Here is a 25,462-nt window from a genome sequence, read left to right as displayed (position 1 = left end):
GACTTATTTCACAGCCCCATTTTATGCTGCTTTTGTAGATTGCTCATGATATTTCATTGGTCCATTGTCAATACAGTGGGCAACTCTAGACATACTCTGCTTCATATGATGTTTTTTTAACCTAGTATAAAACTGTGCGCTTGTATATTGAAAGCCTCGATTAGAATGAACTAATGGGTGTGCATCTGCCTCCTGACGAACAGCCTCATCAAACGTGTCCATAACTAATGGATTATCATTATGATCGCTGATTTTAAAGGAAACAATCCTTCTATCATATAAATCTAAAATAGCACTCAGATAAACTTTATGAACTTCTATTCCGTTGTAGTATTTAAATTCAGAAACATCTGTAAGCCACTTTTCATTCGGTTTTTCGGCGTGAAATTCACGGTGTAAATAGTTTTTTGCTATGTGATCAGGATTTCTGTCTCCTCTGGTACAACTCTTAGGTTTCCATTTAATATTTGATTTTATATCGTATTTCCTACAAATACGAAGTACTCGTTTATCATTCACATGAATTCCTTTATGTCCATCTAATTCATCACGAATCCTTCGATATCCCATATCTGGATGCTGGTTATGAATCCTTTGGATTTCAGTGGATAGTCTTTCGTTTCGAAGTTCATTATTACTTTTCGGATATTTTACCCAGCGGTAATACGCAGAACGTGTAACATTAAGATATTTACAAAGTCTATCTATGGGATAATGCTTAGATATTTGAGTGCCATTGCACCATAATTCTTATCATTTGCAAGACAATCTGTTACTATTTTTAATCTCTCATCAAGTGTAGTGTTCTTTGCTTTTTTCATGTAAGCACCTCCAGTGAATGTTTTTAATATTCCACCAGAATTATACACCTTAATCCAATCGGAAAGCTGTCTGTGTGAACGAATTCCGTATTTTGTGCAAATATCCTGAAGAGATCCTTCTCCGTTAAGATAATCATTTATAGCAGATATTTTTAAATCTTTTGAATAAGATCTGTTTTTCGGTTGATTGAGTAATCCAGTTGGTCCATCATACTGATAAATAGAAATCCAATTTCGAATACTATGATGATCAACTCCCAATTCTTTTCCTGCTTTCCGTATGCCAATTTCTCCTGCAAGGTAGCGTTCGACTATTTTTACTTTTTCTACTGGTTCTATCTTACTCTTTCTGAACATGAAAATACCCCCATATAGGACTTTTATATTTCATTGTCCTATATGAGGGTAGCATATCATTTTCTGCCTATACCGCCCCAAACTGCAGATACCACACTGCCATCTTATCTCCCAGAAAAATTGCAGTTGCAAGTCCAAACGCAAGAAATGGTCCAAACGCAAACTGATCTGTTTTATTCAGCCTCTTTCGTACCAGCATCAGTGTCACATAAGCACCTCCTGTTATAATCCCAATACACATTGCACATATCATTGACGCGCCACCAATAAGCAATCCGCTTACCGACATCAGCTTGATATCTCCGCCTCCAAAAGCCCCTGGAATTGCAAGTGCCAGCACCAGCATCGGCACTGATATGATTCCCATACCGGTCAGTCTTGTAACAATTCCCATCTCCGGATAAAGCATAAAGTCCAAAACCGCAAGTATCAAGATCATAATATGAAATCGATCATAAATCATCTGTATATGCCAGTCAACCAAGGCAATCACAAACAGTATTCCCAAATATATAAAAAAAACTGCGCCTCTTAGTGAAATCACACCCATTTTCCCGCAACCATATACAATCGCACAACCGGTCATGGATACTCCACCTGTTAATTCCACTAAGAAATATCTTGCAATCCTCTTGCTCTTTGCACATATTGCGCTTTTCCCGTATGTTAATTTATCGATGACAATATGTAAGAAGCTGAAGATGCCAGCTCCGAAAAAGAACCTTATTATCCATAATATGATTTCTAAAACCACAAACATCCTCTCATAATTAAATGATTTGTTATAAATTATATCAGTTCTTTTGCAAAAAAGATACTGTTTTTAATGCTTTATTTAATTTTTCTGTCACAAAATTGATCATGACAATATTTTGAAACCTGCCGGAGACCTTTTAATAACAGGAAATGCAATTTCCTGTTATAGAAAAAACGGAAACAAAAAATGGATCAATCTCTTTTGTGAGAATTTGATCCATTTTTACCGCATCTAAATCAGTTGTCCCAGCACCAGAAGCCTTTTCAGATAAATTCTTCCGGAAAATGCAATATGCGGCAGTTCATAAAACATACAATGCTTCGGACAGATTGGCTGATACAATGGATCCGCTACAATGATTTCTGCATCTCTCAATGCTTCTTCCATCTCTTCTTCCCCACAGATCCATCTGTCCTGTCTGCAAAGCAGACCTTCTGTTTTTTCCAGCGGGCAGAGAACTTCCACCGGACAGCCATATTTCTGTTCGATCCCTGCTGCCAGAGATTCCATGGTCACCGGTTCTCCGATCAGAGTCACTTTCTTTTGTCTGCCTGCCGCTTCAGGCTTCTTTATTTCTTCTCCCGATGCCGGATTTCTGTTTCCCTTCTGCTCCATGATTTCTTCAATTTCACCCTGCATCCGATTCTTCAGATATGGCATCTGCTCTTTTTCTTCCAGTGCTTTCGCAATCCGCTCTGTATAAGAACCAATCGGCGTTCCAACCACATACGGGGTTCCGAACTTTTCTTCCAGCACTTTCGCCGCACGAAGCCCGACCGAAGATACCACCAGATTCACCTCTGCTTCTCCTGCCTGCAAAAATGCATCCAGTTCATCTCCCATTGCCCAGGTAGACAGCACCTTCCATCCACAGGCTTTCAGGTTCTCTTTCAGCACCTTTACATGAGATACCGGTCCAAAGTCCAGTGGTGTCACACCAAGCAGATTGACGGTGCGTGCCTGAATCCGTCCTGTCTTTTCCCCGGTAAATCTTTTCGCGATCTCCTCTAATGCAATTCCTGCCCCATACACATAATCATGCATTCCGTTCGTCGGTACTGCAAATGCAGGAATCCCGGTTTCTTCTTCCAGTACCTGTGCCAGTGCCGGAAAATCGGTTCCATTCATATACGGAATTGGGGATCCTGCAAGGGCAATAAATTTCGGATGCAGCTCCCTTGCTGCCTCTTTGATATCATCCAGAAATTTTTCATCATTTCCCATAATCGCATCAATTTCTGTCAGACCGGAAATATAGATCAGACTGTCCTGATCGTACCAGCGGATCTCATCGTGAGTGTTGTAGGTCGAATTGCATCCGGACGGGTCGTGCATGACTGTCATGCCGCCAAGCTCATAAAGTGCAGAACACACACCGGATACATCCGCTGTATAAATTGGTATGATTCGATAAGATTGTCTCATATACAGCTTTCACACCCCCATCCTTTTCGCACAACCAGATCTTCCGTGTCTTTTTCTTCGGTAAATGCTTCGACCATAAACTCTGCCGTCCTACGGATCCCGTCAAATCCGTAAAGACCGCCGCCCTGTACCATGTTGACAAAATACGGACTTCCTGTAAACCACGCCGCCTTCTGTCCGATCGCCAGTATTTTTTCATCCGATGTTCTCGGAAGCACACGCATTTTCACCTGGATCGTTGCAAACAACTGCAGATCCGGTGCATGCTCCTTCAGCCACTCAAATTCTACTTTTTCTTCCGGACTGATGGAATCCAGATAGATCCGTATTACCCGGAAGCCATGAGTAAGCAGAAGCTTTGCAAGTCCCAGTGGACGTGGATGGTACAGATAATCAATGGCAACCGCAGTGTCTCCGATCACCTCATGCGCCTTTTCCAGTGCCTTTTCACAGGCAGCAATTTCCTCTTCTACTGAAATCGTTTCCTCGAGCTTTCCATAGCCCATTGCCTGGCAGAAATTTTCCAGCTGTGCTGTGATCTCTTCATAATCAAAGCTGCCCGGCAGATACAGGTATGGCCGTTTCAGACGCTCTGAAAGCGCTTCCGCACCATACTTAGATGGTGGGTAAGAAGATATAAAAAGTTTCCCTTCGGAAAGTGCCAGATAGTCTTCCCAGCTTTTACATCCCGGCAGTTCCCGGAAGATTCCCTGATGTGCCCGGACGATTCGTTTCAGATCTGCATTTTTTTCCAGTACGAAATCACTGCCGAGAAAACTCACGGCTTTTTCATCTGCTTTTCGCTTTGGAAGTGGTTCATAAATCGCTTTTCTCAGCTTCTGATCCGGTGTCGGTCCATGCTTCTGCATGATCGGATCCATATAACAGCGGATAAATGTAATCTTTGGGAACCTCTCTTCCAGTTCCTGATACACCCGTTCCAGATCGCATCCCAAAAAATGATGCAGACAGACGGTAAATAAAAGAACTGCTTTCGGTTTTTCTTCCAACTTATTCAGCACATCCGTCACGCCTTCGATGGTGATGTCCTCCAGATTTCCATTTAACAGATTCTCTTCTTTTACGATCACAAAGGAAAACCGGTCAGCCGCATTCATTTCCGCCGCTGTCAGCACCACACCTCGCATGCAGTTATCTGCACAGACATAGATCTGTCTTGCCTCCGGCATCAGCATTCCGGTATGTACGATGTTCCAGTTGCCGTGAACCGGCGAGTTAAATTCAAGCCCCGGTGCAAATGGAACCGGAAATGTGGCATCCTTAATGGCTACTGCCGCGCCTTTTTCATCCACCGGATGTCCTACCCGTTTTAACATGGTCTCTCCTCTCCGCACACTGCAAGGATCTGATCTGCCAGCTTCCGGTATTCCTCTGCCATCTGAGAATCCGGTGCGTATTCCAGCAGAACCTTGCCGGCTTCTTCTGCTTCCATCACAAGTTCGCTCCGATCAAGCTGTCCAATGATCTGCGTGTGAAAATCCCCTGCAAGCTCCCGCACCTTTTCTTCCTCTCTCGGAACCTCTCTTTTATTTAAAATAATACCGCCAAGGGAAGCATATCCCCGGTTCCTGAAATTCTCTACTGCCATTGCAATATTGGCCCCGGCATGGATCGCCATATTTTCACCGGATGTGATGATGAATACCTGATCCGCATAGCCTTTTCGCATTGGCATGGAAAAGCCACCACAGACTACATCACCAAGTACATCATATAACACGATATCCGGCTGGTAGGTCTCATAAGCACCGGTTTCTTCCAGCTTCTCAAGGGCGGTGATAATCCCGCGTCCTGCACATCCAAGTCCCGGTGTCGGTCCACCTGCTTCTACACAGACCACACCTGCATAGCCAACCGTAACCATATCTTCCAGTTTTAGATTCTGTTTCTTCTGTTGGAACATTTCCAGTACGGTTGGAATCTCCTTTCCGTGTCGGAGCTGGATGGTCGAATCCGCCTTCGGATCACAGCCGATCTGCATGACCTTGTATCCTTTTTCGGCAAGTGCCACCGCAAGATTGGATACAGTTGTGGATTTTCCGATCCCGCCTTTTCCGTACACTGCTATCTTTTTCATTCCGCTTTTTCCTCCGCTTTCGTAATGACGTTCGAGTACGCCGTTTTTGTGGATACCCCATTCAGACGCCCGATCTTCCCTGACAAAGCACTGATCATATCTTGCGGTGCATCAATGGCGATGCTGATGATATTAATTCCCTTCTCCCGGTACGGAATTCCCATTCTTCCAATGATATACTCTCCTGCTTCATGCAGGTAATGGTTCAGTTCCTCAATCGCGGCAGGATTCTCCACAATAATTGAAATGACTGCTACTCTGGTGTCCATGAAAAGTCTCCTTTCTTTTTGAAATGTCACCGATTCCGCATTTCAGATTGTTTAGCAGATACGTGGCAGCAATTCTCCGCCCGGCTGTGGAAGAAGTGCCTGCGTTCCGATTTCTGTAGTCAAGACTACTTTCCCCGGCTGCTCTGCAGTTACTTCTCCGATAATTGCCGCATTCTGTGAATATGGACATTTGTGCAGTACTTCTACAATCTTTTCTGCCTCTGCTTTTGGTGCCATAATGACCATTCTTCCTTCGCATGCAAGGTAAAGTGGCTCCAGTCCAAGCATTCCGCAGACTCCCTTCACTTCCGGTGCAACCGGAACTTTTTCAGCATTCAGACGGATTCCAACATTACTTTGTCCCGCAATCTCATAAAGTACTGTTCCAACTCCACCTCTTGTCGCATCACGGATGACATGCAGATCATGTGTTGCATTTATCACTTCTTCCACAGTATGCCATAGTGGTGCACAGTCACTGGTCACATCCGCTTCGATTCCGAAGTCTTCTCTTGCAAGAAGGATCGTACAACCATGACGTCCCACATCTCCGGTCACAATGATCGCGTCTCCCGGCTGTGCCAGTTCTCCTCCGACTTTTACGCCGTTCTCGATCTGTCCCATTCCGGTTGTTGTGATAAATACACCGTCTACCTGTCCCTTTCCTGCTACCTTGGTATCTCCGGATACAATACGGACACCGGCTTCTTTTGCCGTTTTCTCCATTGCTGCTGCGATCTCTTCCAGTTTTTCCATCGGAAATCCTTCTTCAATTACAAATGCACAAGTCAGATAAAGTGGTTTTGCTCCCATACATGCAAGGTCATTAACTGTTCCGCAGATGGAAAGCTTTCCGATATTTCCTCCTGGGAAGAATGCCGGAGATACAATAAATCCATCCGTAGATACTGCCATCTTTCCGACTGGTGGTGTAAGAACTGCCGCATCATCCGCAGTCAGATCCGGATTGGCAAAATGTGCTGCAAATACTTTATCGATCAGCTCTGAAGTCTGCTTTCCGCCGGCTCCGTGTGCCATAGTTACTGTCTGGTTGTCCATTTTATTTTCCATTTTTAACTTCCTTCTCTCCTAATCGTTTCCGTATATATGATACCGGATTGTTCCGGTGTTCCATTCCTTTGTTTCCCTGATACCGGATTGTTCCGCACTTTTATCCCCTGGTATCATACATATAGTAAGCCGAGCATGCGCCTTCGCCGGATACCATGCAGGCTCCTACCGGGTGCTGCGGTGTACATACCTTGCCAAACACCTTGCAGTCGGACGGTTTGCATTTTCCCTGCAGTACATCTCCGCAGCGGCATGCCGGATTTGCTTTTCCTTCGATCTTTGGCATATTGTATTTCTTTCTGGCATCGTATGCTTCCCATTCTTCTCTCAGCTGCATACCGGATCCCGGAATGATTCCAAGACCTCTCCACTCGCTGTCGCATCCTTCCATCAGTTCATTCACCAGCCTCTGTGCCTCACGGCTTCCTTCTCTGGTGACAACTCTCGGATAGCAGTTTACGAAGAACGGCTTTCCTTCCTGGAAGCGTACCAGTGCGACCGCAAGTGCTGTGAGCAGTTCTTTTGCCGTAAATCCTGCTACCACACCGCTGACTCCTTCTTTTACCAGTTCCTCACAAAGTTCGGTCCCCGTGATTGCATTAACGTGTCCCGGATATAAAAATACATCCGCACTGCCTTTGAGTGCCTCGTAAGCTCCCGGCATCGTCTTATTGGCAACCAGAAGAGAATAATTGGAAATTTCATCTTCCTTTGCCTGTTTAACCGAAAGGCATCCTGCAGGTGTCGTTGTCTCAAACCCAACGGATAAAAATGTCACCTGTTCTTCCGGATGATCTTTCGCATATTTTTCCGCATCTGCCGGTGAATAAACGATATGGATCTTTGCTCCTTTTTCTCTTGCTCCGGCAAGGCTCATCTGACTTCCCGGTACGCGGACCAGATCACCAAATGTACAGATCGTCACCTGCTTCTCCAACGCCAGATAAATTGCTTCATCAATGAAGCTGACCGGTGTTACGCAGACCGGGCATCCCGGTCCTGAGATCAGTTCTACCTGCTTTGGCAAAAGTTTTCGGATCCCCAGACGGAAAATTTCATGGGTATGGGTTCCGCATACTTCCATGATCCGCACTGCCGGTCCGTCATAATTTTCTATGATCTCTCTGGCTGTTCGTTTCTTTTGTTCTTCCATTACAGCAGTTCCTCCATAAGCTGATCGGTCTCGCTTTCATCTTCATCGGTGATCTTTGCGATCGCAACTCCGGCGTGGACCATGACGTAATCACCTGGTTCCAGATTCTCCAGGAGCTTGGATGAAACCTCTCTTTTTGCACCGCCTGCGTCAACGACGGCGGTTCCGTTACTGATTTTTACAACTTTTGCTGATAATCCAACACACATGTGGGTAATTCCTCCTTTTTTTTGGAAGGGACGCAGGGAGAGAAAACAATTGGGACCGGCTGCGGTTTCGGAGTCCGGTGTTCTCTAGGAAGGCTTCGTGTTGCTAAGAGCATTTACAGAAATCCATAACTCGCTTCGCTCAAACAGATGGATTTCTGTAAATAACGCAACACTGCAGTTTCCAAGAGAACGCTCGGGCTCCTGCAAATGCAGCCGGTCCCAATTGTTTTCTCTCCCTGCTGGCGCTTCCTAAAATTTAACGTGTTGACAAAGGGGGAATTGACAAGGCAGTGCCTTGTTGTCAATTCCTGATTTGTTTGTTCCTGGTGGTCCTTTTCCTCTTTTATTGTAATTTGTAATAGTTTTTAGATTAACTCTGTTTAAAATATTTTTATGTCTGGTTTTATTTTATCTCATGCTTCTGTAAATATGCCATTGCGTAGGCTGCCTGACCAAGTGACAATCCTCCGTCATTTGGTGGAATGAGGTGATGGTGCAGGGTGATGAGACCTTGCTTAATCAGACCTTCTTCTACCAGCCGTAGTAGTAAGCGGTTCTGGAAAACTCCACCGCTTAGGGCAGCTTTCCGGATTCCGGTCTGATGACTTGCTGTGAGGGCTGCGGATATGATCTGTCTTGCAAGTTCCTGGTGGAACTCGTATGCAAGTTTTCCGGCATCTTCCCCGGCGAGACGTTTTTTTGCGAGGTTTTTGACTAATTCGCCGGTATTTAGAATCAGGCGGTCTTCTGCCGTTTCTGTAAATGGCTTAAGCATGAGGGGTTCGTATGGATGCTGCATTGTTTTTTCGTAAGCTTCTGCTGCGAACTCTAATGCCGTAGATGCTTCTCCCTCGAAAGTGGATTTTTTCCGGATTCCGAGGATAGCACTGACTCCATCAAAGAGACGGCCGGCACTGGTAGATCGAACAGCATTCAAGTGTCGTCCGGTCATTGTCACCAGTACTTTTGCCTCCGGTTCGGTGCAAAGCTCCAGTTTCTTCATCCATTCGACCGTTTTTTCTTTATCCTGCAATTCTTCATAGAGAAGAGAACCGGCAATTCGCCAGCCTTCTTTTGCAGAAAGATCTCCACCTACCTGCCAGAATGACTTAATGCTGCCAAGTCTTTCAAATCCATTGTAATCACAACGAAGAATTTCTCCACCCCAGATGGTCCCATCCGTTCCATATCCGGTTCCGTCAAAGGAAACGCCGATCACCGGATCTTCGCAGTCATTTTCTGCCATACAGGACAGAATATGTGCAAAATGGTGCTGTATCTTCAGAACCGGAAGTCCAAGTTCTTCCGCAACAACTGTCGCATTGTATTTCGGATGCAGATCGCATGCCACAACCTTTGGTTCTACCTCCAGAAGTGTTTCCATTCTGCCGATCGTTTCTTTTAAAGCTTCCACGGTGCGCAGATCTTCCAGATCTCCCACATAAGGGGACGGGTAAAATCTGCCGTCCACACCGATACAGAATGTATTTTTCAGTTCTCCTCCAGTGGCAAGTACCTGCCCTTTCCACGACATCTGAACCATGGTCGGAAGTGGCGCATAGCCTCTGGATCTGCGGATCATATATGGCTCATTTTTATAAGAATCCATCACTGAATCATCGGCACGGATCCGGATTTTCCGGTTGTGGGAAAGCATACAGTCGCACAGACGGGAAAGCTCCTGAATCGCTTCTTTGTCCTCCCTGCAGATCGGTGCACCGGATGTATTTCCACTGGTCATAACCAAAAAAGACGGCATCCGGATTCCATCATCATAGGTAAAGAGCAGAAGCTGTACCGGTGCATACGGCAACATTACTCCAACCTTTGGATTACCAGGTGCAATACTTTCGCAAAGTGTTTCTTCACCATCTTCTTTTTTGTCCAGAAGCAGGATTGGTTTTTGATGTCCGGTCAGAATTTTTTCCTGTTCTTCACTGATCAGGCATTCTCTTTTCACAGATTCCAGATCTTTTGCCATAACTGCAAATGGTTTCGCCGGACGTTTTTTCAGTTCTCTGAGGCGCTTCACCGCCTCTTCATTAGTCGCATCGCAGCACAGGTGGAAACCTCCAATCCCCTTAATCGCCACAATTCCGCCTTCTGCAATGGTCCGTCTGGTGTAAATGATTGCATCTCTTCCGCGTTCTTCTCTGCCGATCAGGTAGACCTCCGGACCACACTCGTTACAACAGACTGGCTGTGCATCGTATCTCCGGGTTGCCGGATCATGATATTCTTTTGCGCAATCCGGACACATCGGAAATTCTTTCATGCTGGTGCGCTCCCGGTCATACGGAAGGGCATCCAGGATCGTAAGTCTTGGTCCACAGCAGGTACAGTTGATAAATGGATGCAGATATCTACGGTTCTTCGGATCAAACATTTCTTCCTTGCATTCATCACAAATTGCAATATCCGGTGAGACAAAAATCTCACCTTTCGTCTTTTCACTTTCAATGATTGCAAACTCCGTAAAGTCTTCTGCTTCTTCTACCGGCTCAATATTCATTTTCAAAATTGCTGCCCGCTTCGGCGGCTTATTCTCAATATCCGAGATAAATCCATCCACTGCCTCTTCCGGTCCCTGCGCAAAGATTTCCACATACGGACCTTTATTGGACACGCTGCCCCGGATCTGATGCGTAGCCGCATGCCTGCTCACAGTCGGACGAAATCCTACGCCTTGCACGATCCCATAGACGCGGATCTGTTTTGTCACTTCATTTTTCATTTATTCACACAGTCTCCCTGACACTGCAAAATGTCTTGTATTTACGAAGATTCCCTGAAAATCCGGAACCATTTTTTCCATACATGCATCTGCGAAAATGATATCAAATCCACCATTTTTCACAAGATCGATATAATCATCTTCCTCACGCAACGACACATCCTGCGGACAGGCAAGCTCTTTTTTCCTCATAAACCAGGTTGCTGTCTGCACCTCTGCCGAATTCTCTCTTTTAAGAATTTCCTGCCGGATTGCTTCCGCCATCACCTGCTGGTGTACCACAAGGATCTTCTTTCCCTGATAGTCCAGATTCGGAACCAACTCACCTGCTGCCGGATAACCGATCTCATACGGCGTACCAAAGGTCTTTTCCAAATATTTGGCTGCTTCCAGTGCTGCCGCAGATACAACAATATTTTTGCCAACTTCCGATGCCCTTTCTACTGCCTCAAGCCCATCGCCCATTCCATAGCAAATGGCTTCTTTTCCTTCTTTTTTCAATTCCTCTCTTACTTTATCTGCTGCTTTCAGATCGCTTACATCCTGTGGCGTCATTCCAAGGATACCGACTTTTTCTTTGCATACCTCATATTTTTCCTTTGCAAATGCAGTAAATAATGCAAGATACGCTTTTTCTTCCCCTTTATCGTAAAGCTCCATTCCGTCTGTATCAATGGCAAGAATCGGAAGGTCGGTCTTTTTTTCACACATTCTTTTCAGTGCCTGGTAATCCGTTCCGATCACAGCCGGAACCGGAGTGCCGACAATCGCCGCAAAATTCGCATCAATCTTATCAGCTGCATCGACCAGCTTTGCGACCAGACGGTCATCTCTTCCAAGGATTGCATCCATATCACGAAGCCCTGCACTGAATACTGCACTTTTCCGTTCAAACCATCTCGGCTCATCAAAACCGCAGACATTTCCTGTGCATCCTCCCGCGTCGCAGATGACGATGATTCCGCCAAGTTCATATAACACAGACACTGCACCCGACTGATCCGGTGCAAATGGTGTCAGATATTTTCTAAGTCCTCTCATGCTACACCTCCAAAAGGGTTTCAAACAACCGTGTCACACCTGCATAACCATAAGGCTGTCTGTCCTGATTCCAGATCACATTCGGCTGATCCGGATGATAGTATCCCGCATCTTTTCCAATGGTCATATTCACGCCGCTCTTTTCCGGATCGTAGTACAGCATGGTCGGTTCCATATTGGAAAATACCTTCGTCTCCGGGCTGAGCTGGGATAACTGGTTCAGGTAAATAAAGTTCTCTGCTGTCAGTGTTCCATAGATTTCCGGCACCTTAAATCCATATTTGATCATCGCAAGTGCCATTTCAAATGGATCTCCGTTCATGCATTCCCCGATCGCAAAGCTTGCATCCGGCCGTTTCTCTTTGAATTTCGCCACGGTTTCTTCCGCTTTTTCACGATAAACTTCATCAGAAAATGTCACCCCAAGCACTTTCCCAAATGCCTGATACTGGTTGGCGATCTTGTCTGTCTGGTAGAGTCTCCTGAGTTCAATAAACGGAATCTGCAGACGGTTATGAAAATCCTCTGCCGCAAATCTGGCTTCCGGGTGAAGTACCAGATTAAAATTTGCCTCAGACATGGTCTGATATTCCTCATAGTCCTTGCATCTGGAGATTTCATGGATGGTCTTAACTCCTGCGCTGTGCAAAAGATCATACAGCTCACACTCATCGATCAGCGGCGAGAAAAATCCAAGCAGGTTCACCACATTTCCTTTTTTCTTCTTTGGCTCCAGAAGGGAGTATAAAGACTGACGTACATGCACCATCGGCGGCTTTCTTCCTTCTCTTGTCAGCGCGTACATGTAGCATGGTCGAACCGGAAGTCCGGCTCTTTCTTCCGCTTTTCTGCACACACGCTCCATGTCCGTCCCAAGAAGAGCATCTACACAGGTAATACAGATCATCACAACGGACGGTCTCTTTTCACAGCAATTGCAGATTTCTTCTACTGCCTTCGGAATCTTTTTCAAATGACGTCCCGTTACGATATCGGTCTCGTCCATCATCAGATAGAAAAAACGGTTATCATATTCCCTCATAGAACTGATAAGCGAAGTATTTCGTCCACAGCAGCCCGGTGCCACGATCAGCATGATCGAATCCGGCACAGCAAGTCCCGCTCTTTTTACTCCGAATCCTTCTGCTCCCGGTGAGTTAAATGCAAGCGTTGCCGGTGAGCTGTAAATCAGGTGTGTATTCGACCGGAGCTGTGCCGGAATCGCATCTCTTCCCAGTTTATTTAATTCTTTTACGGTACAATAATATGCTTCTTTTGCCATACCTTCTATTCCTCACTCTTCAGTAATAACTCTGCCAGATCAAAAAATCTCTTACTGATCGCGGAATCTTTGTCCCCTTCGATCACCGTCATTCCCTGATCCTCATAGCGGATGATCTCATCACTTCTCGGGATTTCCCCGACGATCGGGATCCCGCTTTTTTCGGAAAATGCCTGTACTTTTTCCGTCTCATTTTCCACATTCCTGTGGTTCAGTACAATACCGAAAACTCTGGCATAGCTTCTGTCCTCAAAATTCCTCACCGCACTTGAAATATTATTTGCTGCATAAAGTGCCATCTTTTCTCCGGAAGTTACGATCAGAACCTTTTCGGCGTACCCTTCCCGGATCGGTGCTGCAAAGCCACCGCATACCACGTCACCAAGAACGTCATAAAGTACAACATCCGGCTTATATGTTTCAAATAACTGCAAATCTTCTAACAGCTGGAATGTGGCAATAATCCCGCGCCCCGCGCATCCAAGTCCCGGTGTCGGTCCACCTGTTTCAATGCAGAGCACACCACCATAGCCTTCTTTTGCAATATCTGAAAGCTCCTCCGGTTCTTCATCCTCTTCTCTCATATAATTCATCACCGGTCTGAGCGGCTCGCCGCCAAGCAGATTGATCGTAGAATCTGCCTTCGGATCACATCCAATCTGGATTACTTTCTTTCCCATCGCCGCAAATGCTGCCGCCAGGTTGGACGTAATCGTAGACTTTCCAATACCGCCCTTTCCATAAATTGCAACCTTTAACATAATCCTTTTTCCTTTCTATAACCAAGCAGGCAATTTATCGTATACACAAAAAACCCGCCTCCCAAAACGGTAGACGAGTCCCACTATACATCTTCGTATATCACCAACTGTTTCCCGCTCGGATCTACCTTGCCGTCAAAGTCTCTTGTATAAAATTATCTCCATTCAGCATTCAGATAGGAATCTTCCACTCCGTCTGCATCATTATTTTTAATTATATCTCCACGCCTATAGGTCAGTCAATTCTAACTATGTTTTATCATGGTATTTTTCTATATTTTTTCAGAACTTTTCTATGAATAACTGGTCAAATTCCCCATAAAATCTTGTAACAAACTTTATTGCAGCGTATACTACACCTATAAAACAAAATTTTGAGGAGCCCATATGATAAAAAAATTTTCACTACACTGTATAGAAAAAGTTTTATTCTTCATTGGCATTTTTCTGCTTACCAGTGAAATCATAAAACAATTACTCCTGACCTTCGTCATGAATAATGGGCACTACAACCTGTGGTACTTCCCATTCCAGCTCTGCAGCCTCCCGATGTATCTGCTGGTTCTCTACCCATTTTTTCACACAGAACCTGCCAGAAATACCATCCTCGGCTTCCTTTCCACCTATAATCTTCTCGGTGGAATTGCCGTTTTTTTCGATACCAGTGGAATGCATTATCCGCTTCTGATCCTGACAGTTCACTCCTATCTCTGGCATATTTTACTAATTGTCACAGGAAGCCTGTCCGGTATATTTCTGGTACAGAAATTATCGTCAGAAAATTGTATCTCATACACCAAACGCAATAAAAGACAGCCGACTCGCACATCTTCACGCCGTCTGCTGCCTTCTTTTCCCCGTATCACTTTGCTTTATATTCTGTTTGCTCTCATCGCAGAATATCTGAACCATATTCTGGATCCCTTTGGTGAAATTAATCTTTTCTACATTAATCCAGATTACCGGATGGAACAGATTTTCTTTGTGAAAATTGGTAAACTCTATGGAAATAATTCTGCAATTCTGGTCTATATCCTTGCGACTATATCAGGGGCTGGGATTTTGTATGGAGCCTGGAATCTCATGATCCGTTTTTATTCTTCTCATTGACATTGCTTTTGGGAAATTTCTGCTCCCTTGCTCACATACTCTGCTCCCACCTTCAAACTAAAACGCCCGGATCTTATCCTCCTCATCATCCGTCGTATCTTCAATCTTCCGTATCACAAGCTCATACGAATAATCATCGCTAACCTTCACCTTCACAGTCTCTCCTGCTTTATGCCCGAAGATTGCCTTTCCGATCGGAGATTCGGTACTGATATAATTATGAATTGAATTCCCACGAATCGAAGTAACCAGCTTATAGGTTTCTTCCTCGTCATCCTCCGGAAAATATACGGTCACACGGTTATTGATTCCGGCAACACCTTCTTCGGAAGTATCGGATACAATCTCCGCATTTTTCAGCATTCTTTCCAGATACCGGATCCGGCTTTCATTCTGGTTCTTATATTTTTTTGCTGCATGGTATTCAAAGTTCTCACTTAAATCTCCCTGCGCACGCGCTTCCTTGACCGCTTCAATGGCTTCCTTACGGATCACATGCTTGCGATGCTGGATTTCCTCTTCAATTTTCTTTACATCACTTTCTGTAAGCTGCTCACGCATCTTTCCACCCTTCTTTCTGTAAAATAATTTCCATCAAAATATGCATCCACTGATGCACCTAACACAAAGCACCTCAATTGCAGCCAATCGAAGTGCTTCGTAAAATTTTCCAATATCCCTAAAAGAAGATTCTCCGGATATCATTATACATCACAAATACCATCAGGCAAAGAAGAAGTGCCATTCCTGCCAGATGTACATACCCTTCTTTTTCCGGAGGCACCCGCTTTCCGCGGATCACTTCCACGATCAGAAATACCAGACGGCCTCCATCCAGTGCCGGAAGCGGAAGTAAATTCATCACTCCAAGGTTCGCTGAAAGCAGGATCGTCATCTGCAGAAGATTCAGGAAAATCAACAGTGCTCCACCAGATTTGCTTTCCTTATACGTGGTATCCACCGCGCTCACAACGCCCACCGGTCCAGATAACTGATCCACTCCGATCCGTCCTGTCACAAGCTGTTTCAAACTATCAATCGTCAGATTGATCCAGTATTTAACATTATATGCACTGTATGCGGCAGTCTCAAATACATTGGTTTTAACATAATTGCTGCTCGTAATTCCAATCAGATAATATCCACTGTCATTCTTCTCCGGGGTAACGGAAACCGTATTTTTTTCGCCATTTCTTTTGTATACAATCTTCATCGTCTGTCCCTGATGAAACTGATTGTAAGTAGAAATATCCTTGAAAATATGGATGTTCTTATCATTGATCTTTACAATCTCATCCCCTGCCTGAAGCCCTGCCTCAGCTGCAGGCGTTCCTGCATTTACCGTTCCTATGACCGGTTTGTCTACACCGACAAAGCAGATAATAATGAATGCACCAATAAAGGCAAGAATAAAGTTAAATACCGGACCTGCGGCAATGACCGAGATCCTGCGCCACGGCGATTTGCTGTTGAAGCTTCCCTCTGACAGATCCTCTTTCTCATCTTCCCCCATCACACACGCACCGCCGATCGGCAGTATTTTCAGACAGTAGTCTGTATTTCCGATCTTTTTGTGTGCCAGTGTCGGCCCCATTCCGATCCAGAATTCATACACATTGATTCCATTAATCCTCGCCAGAAGAAAATGTCCCAGTTCATGGAAAAATACGATGAATCCAAAAAGTAAAATCGCCAGTACGATTCCCATTTGCTACCTCCTGCTTCTGATTCTGTCATACGTTTCCTGCTCTGTGTCCAGAATCTGTTCCACAGTCGGATTCGCAATTGTCTTATGTGCTTTCATGCAGTCTTCGATAATCTCTGTAATTTCCAGATATTTAATCTCCCGGTTCAGGAACTGGCTGACTGCAAGTTCATTTGCTGCGTTAAATACCGTTGGAAGTGTTCCACCGCATCGCCCTGCCTCGTAAGCAAGTGCAAGCCCGTAGAAGGTATCCATATCCGGCTTTTCAAAATCAAGGTGTCCGATACTCCAGAAATCCACACGTTCTCCCGGAAGAAATCTTCTTTCCGGATAATAAAGTGCATACTGGATCGGCAGCTTCATATCCGGAGTACCAAGCTGTGCGATCACGGCTCCGTCCACATACTCTACCATAGAATGGATCACACTCTGCGGCTGTACAACCACCTGCACATCATCAATATCCACATTAAAAAGCCATCTGGCTTCCATCACTTCCAGTCCTTTATTGACCATGGTCGAAGAATCGATCGTAATCTTACGTCCCATCGCCCAGTTCGGATGCTTTAAAGCATCTTCCACACGGATATTCAGAAGATCCTCCTGCTTCTTTCCACGGAACGGGCCACCGGATGCCGTAAGCAAGATCTTCTTCAATTCATTCTTTCCATGGCTTCCCTGCAGAGACTGGAAAATGGCACTGTGTTCACTGTCCACCGGAAGGATCTTCACACCACATTCCTTTGCAAGCGGCATAATGATATGCCCTGCCGTAACCAGTGTCTCTTTATTTGCAAGGGCAATATCCTTTCCGGCTTTGATCGCTGCAATTGTCGGACGGATACCGATCATACCCACGATCGCCGTCACAAGGATCTCACTTTCCTCCATCGTGGCAATCTCCAGAAGTCCATCCATTCCGGAAACAACCTTTACATCCAGATCCCGGATCCGGCTTTTCAGTTCCTTTGCCTTCTCTTCTGTCCACATTGCCACAAGTTTTGGCTGGAATTCCCGGATCTGTTTTTCCAGAAGATCCACATTTGTCCCTGCCGCAAGCCCTGTCACTTCGATATCTTTGTTCTCACGGATCACCTCAAGTGTCTGGGTTCCGATCGAACCTGTTGAACCTAATATTGCTATTTTTTTCATTTGAAACCTCCTGTCAGATTACATCAGTGCAACTGCCAGATAATAAATCACCGGAGCTGTGAAGATCACGCTGTCGAAACGGTCCAGGATTCCACCGTGTCCCGGAATCAGTTTTCCGTAATCCTTGATCTCATGATTTCTCTTGATCGCAGATGCTGCAAGATCCCCGATCATGGAAATGATTCCACCAACAAAACAGATCAGCGCATATTCGCCGACTCCTGCCGAAGCACCACCCCATTTATTGATTGCAAGAGCGTAAAGCGCGCCGAGAAGTGCTGCGCCTGCAAGTCCACCGATTCCGCCCTCTATGGATTTCTTCGGGCTGAGCTTCGGTGCCATCTTATGCTTTCCGATCAGTACACCCACACAGTACGCACAGGTATCACATCCCCAGGAACATAAAAATACAAGTCCCACGAGGAAAAGTCCGTCTTTCAACAGACGTGTCTGATAAATATAGGATAACATAATCGCCACATAAAATACGCCAAAGTACGCAGTCATTACCTGTTCAGACACATATTTCGGAAAGGCAAATACATAAACTGCCATTACAAAGATCAGCAAAATGATTGCAAACATCATCAGATCTTCTTTTTTCTGTGCACGGATCAGAAAATAATATACAACTACACCTATATAGCCTACGATTCCGAGTGGTGCTTTCTCAATCTTTACAACCTTGTAAAGCTCGGAAACTCCGATCAGACTGATGATCAGAAGTGTTGCAAACAATACATCCCCACCAAGGAAGATCGTTGCAAATGCAATGATAACCAGTACAATTCCGCTGAGTAATCTTGTCTTAAACATTTTCTTCGTCCTCCTTGATTCCGCCGTATCTTCTGTCTCTGCTATTATATTGCTCAATTGCTTTTTCTAATTCTTCTTTTGAAAAATCCGGCCACGGAACATCTGTAAAATAAAATTCTGTATAAGCAAGCTGCCATAACAAATAATTGGAAAGTCTGAGTTCTCCGCTGGTACGGATCAGAAGATCCGGATCCGGAATCCCATGTGTATCCAGATATCCTTCAAACAGTTCTTCTGTAATCTCTTCCGGTGCAAATCTGCCATCTGCACAGTCTTTTGTCATTTTTCGCATGGCACGGATCATCTCATCTCTGCTTCCATAATTGATCGCAATCTGGAAATTCAGTCCGTCATTATTTTTTGATGCCTCTTCCAGTTCCTTAATTCTGGTACGGATATCTTCATCCAGACCTGTCTTATCTCCAATCACACGGACACGCATCCGGTTCTTTTCCGCCGTCTTCAGACAGGTTTTCATATAGTTGCGAAGAAGCTTCATCAGTGCATCCACTTCACTCTTCGGTCGACTCCAGTTCTCTGTGGAAAACGCATAGACCGTCAGATATTTGACACCCATCTTATAAGCAGCCTCACAGATCTTTTCCACATTCTTGCTGCCTTGCACATGCCCGTAGTTTCTCGGCATTCCCTTTGCTTTCGCCCATCGTCCGTTACCGTCAAGGATAATGGCTATATGCTGCGGTACATTCATCTTTTAACCCTCTCTTGATTGATACTAAATTTGCTGATATAAAAAAGGAAAAGAGGCGCCAAACATCTCGCCGCCCCTTATCTTTCCTTCTTATACTGTCATAACTTCTTTTGACTTTGCATCGACTGCTGCATCAACTTCCTTGATGTATTTGTCAGTCAGCTTCTGGATCTGATCTTCAAGATCCTGAATTTCATCCTCTGAAACGTCTGTGCCTTTCAGCTTCTTGAATGCATCATTTCCATCACGGCGGATGTTACGGACTGCAACCTTGGATGCTTCTCCTTTTTTCTTAACATCTTTCACCAGTTCTTTTCTTCGTTCCTCTGTCAGTTCCGGGAATACCAGACGGATAACAGTACCATCGTTTGTTGGATTGATTCCGATATCAGACATCAGGATTGCTTTCTCAATATCTTTGATGATCTTCTTTTCCCATGGCTGAATCTGGATCATACGTGCTTCCGGAACAGAAATGTTCGCTACCTGCTGGATCGGTGTCGGTGTTCCATAATATTCTACCGTTAATTTGTTCAGAATATTCGGGTTTGCACGTCCTGCACGGATAGAAGCAAGCTCTGTATCCAGTGCATGGATGGTTTTCTTCATCTTTTCATCGTATATTTTTAATTTTTCGTTCATATGTTATCCTCCCTTAATGGGTGCTGCTTATACAGTCACCTTTGTTCCGTTAAAATTACCGCTCATTGTCTCTACGATACTGTTCTCTTCGTTCAGTCCGAATACCAGCATCGGCATCTTATTCTCAAGGCACATGATCGATGCGGTCAGATCTACTGCCATAAGCTTCTTATCGATGATTTCCTGAATAGAAATCTCATCATACTTCTTCGCTTCCGGATTCACCTTCGGATCGCTGTCATAGATTCCGTCAATTGCTTTTGCAAGAAGCATTGCATCTGCTTCAATCTCAATTGCACGGAGAACAGCTCCTGTATCTGTTGAAAAATACGGATGTCCTGTGCCACCTGCGAAAAAGATTACTTTTCCTTCGTTCAGTGCTTCCACTGCTGCATCTTTTGAAAACAGGGAAGTGAATGCTCCACAGACAAATGGAGTGAAAACCTCTGTCTTCATGCCTACATGTCTGAAAATATCGGATACATAGATGCAGTTCATCACCGTTGCAAGCATTCCAATCTGGTCAGCTTTGGTACGGTCGATCGTCTCACTGGTTCTTCCTCTCCAGAAATTACCGCCTCCGGTTACGATTGCAACCTGGATTCCCTGATCTACGATCTGCTTTACCTGCTTTGCAACGCCAATGCATGTTGCCTCATCAAAACCTGTCTTTTTGTCTCCTGCAAGTGCTTCTCCGCTTAATTTTAAAAGAACTCTTTTCATCTGTCTTTGCTCCTGTCTCTTGGTTTTTAAGATACTTTCGCATACCTGGGTTTAGTATAGCATACCTGAGTTTAAAATGGAAGTTCTAAGTTTATTACATTGAGGGTGGGTAGCGCAAAAATTTTATGGATTGAGGGATTGACGCAGAATGTACAAATGATTTTATTTCAATTCCAAGTGTTGTGCAATGGAGAGAAGACTCAAAAATCATTGGAGCCATTGCTGAAAATGAGTTTCGCTTTCAGAGGCTTCTCGGAATGGTTTGCACAACGGAAGTGAAATAAAATCATTTGTACATTCTGCTGGTTTTCCCTGATTTGAATGTTTTGGCGTGTGCTCAATGTAATGAACGGAAAGCGGTAGCTTTGGCTCACTGATCGGTTTTGCTTTGACACTACAATTTCTACAATTGATTAGAGCTAAGCTTCTTTATTTTCCGGCTTTCCTGGCAACTGGGCGAGGATGATGGCGCTGAACATCAGAATGCATCCTGCTATTTCTCGGATACTTAGTTTCTGACCTAATATCACCCAGCCTCCGAGGACAGAGAATACGGACTCCAGACTGAGGATCAGGGATGCCACGGTTGGATCGGCATCTTTTTGTGCCACGATCTGGAGGGTATAGGCTACACCACTTGAGAGAACTCCGGCATAAAGTACCGGTACTGCTGCTGCGAAAATATCTGACAGCCGTGGTGTTTCAAATAAAAACATTGGAATTGCCGACAAAACTCCGGTTATAAAGAACTGGGTGCAGGCGATCCGCACACTGTCTGCTTTTGGTGAAAAATAATCGATCACCAGAATGTGGATGGTAAATACAACTGCACATAGCAATACCAGAATGTCTCCTTTTGCAAGTACCAGCTTATCGGTAATACACAGCAAATACAAGCCTGCGACAGAAATTGCCACGCTTATCCAGATTCTCACTCCGGCTTTCTTTTTCAGAAAAATTCCAAAGATCGGCACAAGCACGATATAAAGTGCTGTAATAAATCCGGCTTTTCCTACCGTTGTGTACTGTATTCCGATCTGCTGCAGGTTACTTGCCACACAAAGTGCCAGTCCACAACAGATTCCACCCAGGATGACATTCTTTTTTTCTTCTTTCCTATCTGCTTTTTTCTGTCTTTCTACTCCGTCATTTTTCGCACGCCATTTGTCCAGAAAACAGATACATGGAATCAGAAAAATCCCACCGATCAAAGAGCGTACACAGGTAAATGTAAAGGGCCCGATATAATCCATCCCCACGCTCTGTGCTACAAAAGCTGTTCCCCAGATAAATGCGGTCAAAAAGAGCATCAGTGTATTCTTTCCTGTCATTCTCTTCATCGAACCGTCTCCTATTTGCCAAGTTCGTGAAGATATAATTTTGCTTCTGTTTCAATGAAGATCGTTCCGGCTCCGTTTACACTGAAGAATTCGATCAGAAGAACGTGACGGATTCTTCCGTCCAGAATATGTACACGGTTGACACCATTTTTTGATGCCTGAAGACCATAGCCGATGATCTCGTCAAATTCTTTCGGGAAATTACGTTCTTTGCGCAGTTTTTCTACTTCCGGGACGGTAATCTTATAATAAATATCTTTTCTCTCTTCGTCTTTGTAGATTCCAGGATATTTTGACAGATAAACCAGCTTGTCCGCCTGCATCTTCTCTGCAATCTCAAGTGCAGTCTCTCTTGGATCAATATATTCGCTTTCGTTGTCGATATCATTTGGCACGATGACCGGAATATAATCATTGTCCAGCATCAGACCAATCGTCTCTGTATCCACGCCGCAGATACCGATTGCCTTGACTCCACAGAGTTCAAGGAGCTTGGCAATCCGCTTATTTTCACGGAATTTGTCCAGTCCCATACGGGTAGCATGTACCACGATCGGACGCATACCAACGCTCTTTAAAAGAACGATATCCTGCATCAGTCTCTGCTCTTCCACTCCGCTGAGCCACTCGGCACATCCGTACTCGATAACTACTGTCTTCTGATTAAAGTCTCTGATATATGGTAATGCATCTATCAGGATTGAAGCTTTATGCTCCACAAGTTCTAATTCTTTATCCATGATTACACCTCATTTTTTGTTTTATCTAAAACAGTATAGCATAGAATGATCTCTATTTGAAGAACCCATTTTTCACAAAAAACAGGAAGTGGCAAATGTTCTGTAAAATCACCCTTTTTCGCTGCTACCACCATTTTTTTCACATCCATTATACCCGGAAGAACCGGTTCCTTGCATCAGCAAAGCACCGGTTCCTCTGTCTCATTTATTTGATTCATGATATAGTCTTCCATTCCGCTCTCCGGAATTCCAAGTGCTATGGAAAGCTCCGAATACAGGTTGCCTTCTGCCATCCTCAGATAACGCTCGTCAGTCGCCGTGATCTTCTTTCCCTGCTTCAGGCGGGACATCTTCCGCTGATAAAGGGTCTTGATGATCCGCACCCATTCTGCACATTTGCAGCTTTTCATGCATTCCTTGTACTTTTCCTCTCTCTGCTTCTCGCTTCCGATCCAGAGTCCTTCGATCTGTGGAATCTCACGGATCAATTCTTCTGCTTCTTCTTTGGAAATGACTCTTCGCATGACAATTTTTTCATTGTCTACCGGTGTAAATACTTTTCCACGCTTTTCACGTACCGGTCTCAGAATATAATACAGTTTGTCCTTCGGCACTCCATCCATTTTCAGCGTCGTAATTTCAGTCACTTCACAAATTCCTGTCCGGCCATAAACAATCAAATCTCCTACTTCGTACATTTTCTTCCTTCTTTCTTAAACTTGCCGAATCTCTACTTCTTTATTTTATCAGAAAATTAGTTTAAATTCTAATGTTTTTCAGATTTTTGTGAATCTTAGTCAAAGCTAACGCCTGGATTTTTATGCATATTTACCAAAAAAATAAGCTGATGCAAATTTCACGACATCAACTTATTTATCATTTTATTTTTCCATAACCTCTATCGCGCATTCATGCTTCTTCGTTTTCCTATTATAATTAATACCAACCAATAAAAGCTTTCCTTGATATTCTTTTAAGGCACTTCCATAATTCTTTTCTTTGATTTGCTCCAAAGCACCAACTGTACTCTTGTCCCATTTCAATTCAATTACTACTGCCGGCTTATCCAAATGCTCTTTTCTCGGAATCATACAAATGTCCGCATATCCTTTTCCCGCTGGCATCTCTCGTACTATCGTATAATATTCACGTGCAAAGTAAAATGCGAGATTAATCGTACAACTAAGTGAATTTTCATCATTATATTGAAGAATAGAAATTTCTTCGTGCGCCTTTTCAATTCCAGCTGCAACGGCATCTTCATCCATTGCCCACAATTCTTCCAACAATTTACGGGAAGCTTCCAGTGACTCCATCACGCCATACCAGTTCATCGTACTGATTGCGTTGACATATTCCTGTGCTACCTCTTTATTCGGAATTCTCACAGTTCTATCTATAACGCTATAAGTCAAATAACCCAGATGCACCAGTAATGTCAATACATCATCTTTTGTTGCAAATGTAGTCATATCATTGCTGAATGTTCCAATATTGATTGAAACAGACTCACTCGCAAGCATTCGAACCACAGAATCTTTTAATCCATCCATATCCATCTGGATATAAATTTTTAATGCTTCATATGTTTCCGTCTGATTCCAATAAGTTCCAAATTTGTGACGCAACATAGCTTCTACAACAGACTTCGGGCTGTACATAGAATAGCACTCATCTTTTTCTTTCCGATGAACAACCAACTGATACCCGTCATACCAGATCTTAGCTTCCTCAAAACTCATTTCATACTTTTCACAAAGTTCAAGCACTTCCTGTTCTGTAAACCCAAAATATTCTGCAAAATCACCTGGATCAGTCATAGAATATTCAGTAAACATATTCAAGGCAGAATGTGAACCATATTTTTTAATTGGAAGAATACCAGTCATATAAGCCATCGCAACATAATCTTTATCTTTCAGCCATACGCGTAAAAAATCCAAATACTTTTTTTGTGCTTCTTTATCTTGCTTGTATTCCCGAAACAGGCAATCCCACTCATCAATCAGAATTACAAAAGGACATCTGGTATAGGAAAACACATCTTTCATCACCTGAATCAGATTCTTTTCATCTCGAAAACGTACCTCTGGATATGTTTCCGCAAAATCTGAAATCAGATAATTTTTAAGCATTCCGAGCATGTCTTCCATCGTTCCTGCCATACTCAAAAATTCCTGCATATTAATTTTGATCACATCATATTGATTCAAATTTTCTTTGTATGAGACGTCTTTACTAATTACAAGATTCTGAAATAATTCTTCTGTATTTTCACTTCGGGCATAATATGCTGCGAGCATATTTGCCGCCATGGATTTACCAAATCTTCTTGGTCGGCTCACGCAGATATACTTCTGTTCTGTACAAAGAACTTCGTTTGTTTTTGCAATCAATTTGCTTTTATCTACATATATTTTAGAGCGAAGACTTCCTTTAAACGAAAAATTTCCCGGATTCAGATAACTGCCCATGCAAATTCCTCCCATCAAAGTTTTATAGAATATATTATACTTGATTCTCTTAATAATCACAAGCAATTCG

At 44.0% G+C, this 25,462-nt stretch carries 26 protein-coding genes; all 26 read right to left on the bottom strand.

Annotated features, from left to right (window positions below):
- Window positions 1-21: 21 nt before the first annotated feature.
- The 26 genes from PGR14_RS04275 to PGR14_RS04150 all read right to left on the bottom strand — a co-directional run bounded on the left by PGR14_RS04275 (window position 22) and on the right by PGR14_RS04150 (window position 25,392).
- A complete protein-coding gene (locus PGR14_RS04275) occupies window positions 22-708 on the bottom strand; it encodes an IS3 family transposase (RefSeq protein WP_256171432.1) in 687 nt (228 codons plus the stop codon).
- Window positions 705-1,178 carry a helix-turn-helix domain-containing protein gene (locus tag PGR14_RS04270; RefSeq protein ID WP_173690133.1) on the bottom strand — a complete coding sequence of 158 codons (474 nt, stop codon included), beginning with the start codon at window positions 1,176-1,178 and terminating at the stop codon, window positions 705-707. Before PGR14_RS04270 ends, PGR14_RS04275 begins: the two co-directional genes overlap by 4 nt.
- Before the next feature lie 67 nt (window positions 1,179-1,245).
- Window positions 1,246-1,788, bottom strand: a complete 543-nt coding sequence (locus PGR14_RS04265; RefSeq protein WP_243014535.1) for a prepilin peptidase — start codon at window positions 1,786-1,788, stop codon at window positions 1,246-1,248.
- 378 nt (window positions 1,789-2,166) lie between these two features.
- On the bottom strand, window positions 2,167-3,360 hold the full coding sequence (locus tag PGR14_RS04260; protein WP_270223025.1) for a nitrogenase component 1: 1,194 nt from the start codon (window positions 3,358-3,360) through the stop codon (window positions 2,167-2,169).
- The gene (locus PGR14_RS04255; protein ID WP_270223024.1) at window positions 3,357-4,697 is read right to left on the bottom strand and encodes a nitrogenase component 1; all 1,341 of its coding nucleotides are present in this window, start codon (window positions 4,695-4,697) and stop codon (window positions 3,357-3,359) included. The genes PGR14_RS04260 and PGR14_RS04255 overlap by 4 nt, the downstream gene beginning before the upstream one ends.
- A complete protein-coding gene (locus PGR14_RS04250; RefSeq protein ID WP_008372336.1) occupies window positions 4,691-5,458 on the bottom strand; it encodes a nucleotide-binding protein in 768 nt (255 codons plus the stop codon). Before PGR14_RS04250 ends, PGR14_RS04255 begins: the two co-directional genes overlap by 7 nt.
- Entirely contained in the window at window positions 5,455-5,727 is a 273-nt protein-coding gene (locus PGR14_RS04245) for a TM1266 family iron-only hydrogenase system putative regulator (protein WP_008372338.1), read from the bottom strand. Before PGR14_RS04245 ends, PGR14_RS04250 begins: the two co-directional genes overlap by 4 nt.
- A 51-nt stretch (window positions 5,728-5,778) precedes the next feature.
- A complete protein-coding gene (gene hypE, locus PGR14_RS04240; protein WP_270223023.1) occupies window positions 5,779-6,798 on the bottom strand; it encodes a hydrogenase expression/formation protein HypE in 1,020 nt (339 codons plus the stop codon).
- Between the two features lie 100 nt (window positions 6,799-6,898).
- Complete coding sequence (gene hypD, locus PGR14_RS04235) at window positions 6,899-7,951, bottom strand: hydrogenase formation protein HypD (RefSeq protein WP_008372347.1); 1,053 nt, start codon at window positions 7,949-7,951, stop codon at window positions 6,899-6,901.
- Window positions 7,951-8,160 (bottom strand): HypC/HybG/HupF family hydrogenase formation chaperone, encoded by a 210-nt coding sequence (locus tag PGR14_RS04230; protein WP_022220582.1) that lies wholly within the window; start codon window positions 8,158-8,160, stop codon window positions 7,951-7,953. Before PGR14_RS04230 ends, hypD begins: the two co-directional genes overlap by 1 nt.
- A 403-nt stretch (window positions 8,161-8,563) precedes the next feature.
- A complete protein-coding gene (gene hypF, locus PGR14_RS04225; RefSeq protein ID WP_270223022.1) occupies window positions 8,564-10,894 on the bottom strand; it encodes a carbamoyltransferase HypF in 2,331 nt (776 codons plus the stop codon).
- The gene (locus PGR14_RS04220) at window positions 10,895-11,935 is read right to left on the bottom strand and encodes a nitrogenase component 1 (RefSeq protein ID WP_022220580.1); all 1,041 of its coding nucleotides are present in this window, start codon (window positions 11,933-11,935) and stop codon (window positions 10,895-10,897) included.
- Between the two features lies 1 nt (window position 11,936).
- Window positions 11,937-13,217, bottom strand: a complete 1,281-nt coding sequence (locus tag PGR14_RS04215) for a nitrogenase component 1 (protein WP_270223020.1) — start codon at window positions 13,215-13,217, stop codon at window positions 11,937-11,939.
- Between the two features lie 5 nt (window positions 13,218-13,222).
- Window positions 13,223-13,978, bottom strand: a complete 756-nt coding sequence (locus PGR14_RS04210; RefSeq protein ID WP_022220578.1) for a nucleotide-binding protein — start codon at window positions 13,976-13,978, stop codon at window positions 13,223-13,225.
- 1,167 nt (window positions 13,979-15,145) lie between these two features.
- Entirely contained in the window at window positions 15,146-15,649 is a 504-nt protein-coding gene (gene greA / locus PGR14_RS04205) for a transcription elongation factor GreA (RefSeq protein WP_008372359.1), read from the bottom strand.
- Between the two features lie 118 nt (window positions 15,650-15,767).
- Window positions 15,768-16,796, bottom strand: coding sequence for an RIP metalloprotease RseP (rseP, locus tag PGR14_RS04200; RefSeq protein WP_055248262.1), 1,029 nt, complete (start codon window positions 16,794-16,796; stop codon window positions 15,768-15,770).
- Between the two features lie 3 nt (window positions 16,797-16,799).
- On the bottom strand, window positions 16,800-17,945 hold the full coding sequence (gene dxr, locus PGR14_RS04195) for a 1-deoxy-D-xylulose-5-phosphate reductoisomerase (RefSeq protein ID WP_022220576.1): 1,146 nt from the start codon (window positions 17,943-17,945) through the stop codon (window positions 16,800-16,802).
- An 18-nt stretch (window positions 17,946-17,963) separates the two neighbouring features.
- The gene (locus PGR14_RS04190) at window positions 17,964-18,761 is read right to left on the bottom strand and encodes a phosphatidate cytidylyltransferase (protein WP_270223019.1); all 798 of its coding nucleotides are present in this window, start codon (window positions 18,759-18,761) and stop codon (window positions 17,964-17,966) included.
- Window positions 18,754-19,473: an isoprenyl transferase gene (locus PGR14_RS04185; protein ID WP_022220575.1), complete on the bottom strand. Its 720-nt coding sequence runs from the start codon at window positions 19,471-19,473 to the stop codon at window positions 18,754-18,756. The genes PGR14_RS04190 and PGR14_RS04185 overlap by 8 nt, the downstream gene beginning before the upstream one ends.
- Window positions 19,474-19,563: 90 nt before the next feature.
- Window positions 19,564-20,115, bottom strand: a complete 552-nt coding sequence (gene frr, locus PGR14_RS04180; protein WP_270223018.1) for a ribosome recycling factor — start codon at window positions 20,113-20,115, stop codon at window positions 19,564-19,566.
- A gap of 27 nt (window positions 20,116-20,142) precedes the next feature.
- Window positions 20,143-20,838: a UMP kinase gene (gene pyrH, locus PGR14_RS04175; RefSeq protein WP_022220574.1), complete on the bottom strand. Its 696-nt coding sequence runs from the start codon at window positions 20,836-20,838 to the stop codon at window positions 20,143-20,145.
- 419 nt (window positions 20,839-21,257) lie between these two features.
- Window positions 21,258-22,178, bottom strand: a complete 921-nt coding sequence (locus PGR14_RS04170; protein WP_270223017.1) for a DMT family transporter — start codon at window positions 22,176-22,178, stop codon at window positions 21,258-21,260.
- A gap of 11 nt (window positions 22,179-22,189) precedes the next feature.
- A complete protein-coding gene (locus PGR14_RS04165; protein WP_008372369.1) occupies window positions 22,190-22,918 on the bottom strand; it encodes an amino acid kinase family protein in 729 nt (242 codons plus the stop codon).
- 2 nt (window positions 22,919-22,920) lie between these two features.
- On the bottom strand, window positions 22,921-23,052 hold the full coding sequence (locus tag PGR14_RS04160) for a hypothetical protein (RefSeq protein ID WP_256170983.1): 132 nt from the start codon (window positions 23,050-23,052) through the stop codon (window positions 22,921-22,923).
- Between the two features lie 42 nt (window positions 23,053-23,094).
- Complete coding sequence (locus PGR14_RS04155; RefSeq protein ID WP_008372373.1) at window positions 23,095-23,616, bottom strand: CarD family transcriptional regulator; 522 nt, start codon at window positions 23,614-23,616, stop codon at window positions 23,095-23,097.
- A gap of 183 nt (window positions 23,617-23,799) precedes the next feature.
- Complete coding sequence (locus PGR14_RS04150; RefSeq protein ID WP_055260489.1) at window positions 23,800-25,392, bottom strand: AAA family ATPase; 1,593 nt, start codon at window positions 25,390-25,392, stop codon at window positions 23,800-23,802.
- Between the last annotated feature and the right edge of the window lie 70 nt (window positions 25,393-25,462).

The sequence above is a fragment of the Coprococcus sp. AF99-45 genome, from assembly GCF_027663865.1.
Lineage (GTDB): Bacteria > Bacillota > Clostridia > Lachnospirales > Lachnospiraceae > Allocoprococcus > Allocoprococcus comes.
This window is presented reverse-complemented; position numbering and strand designations above follow the sequence as displayed.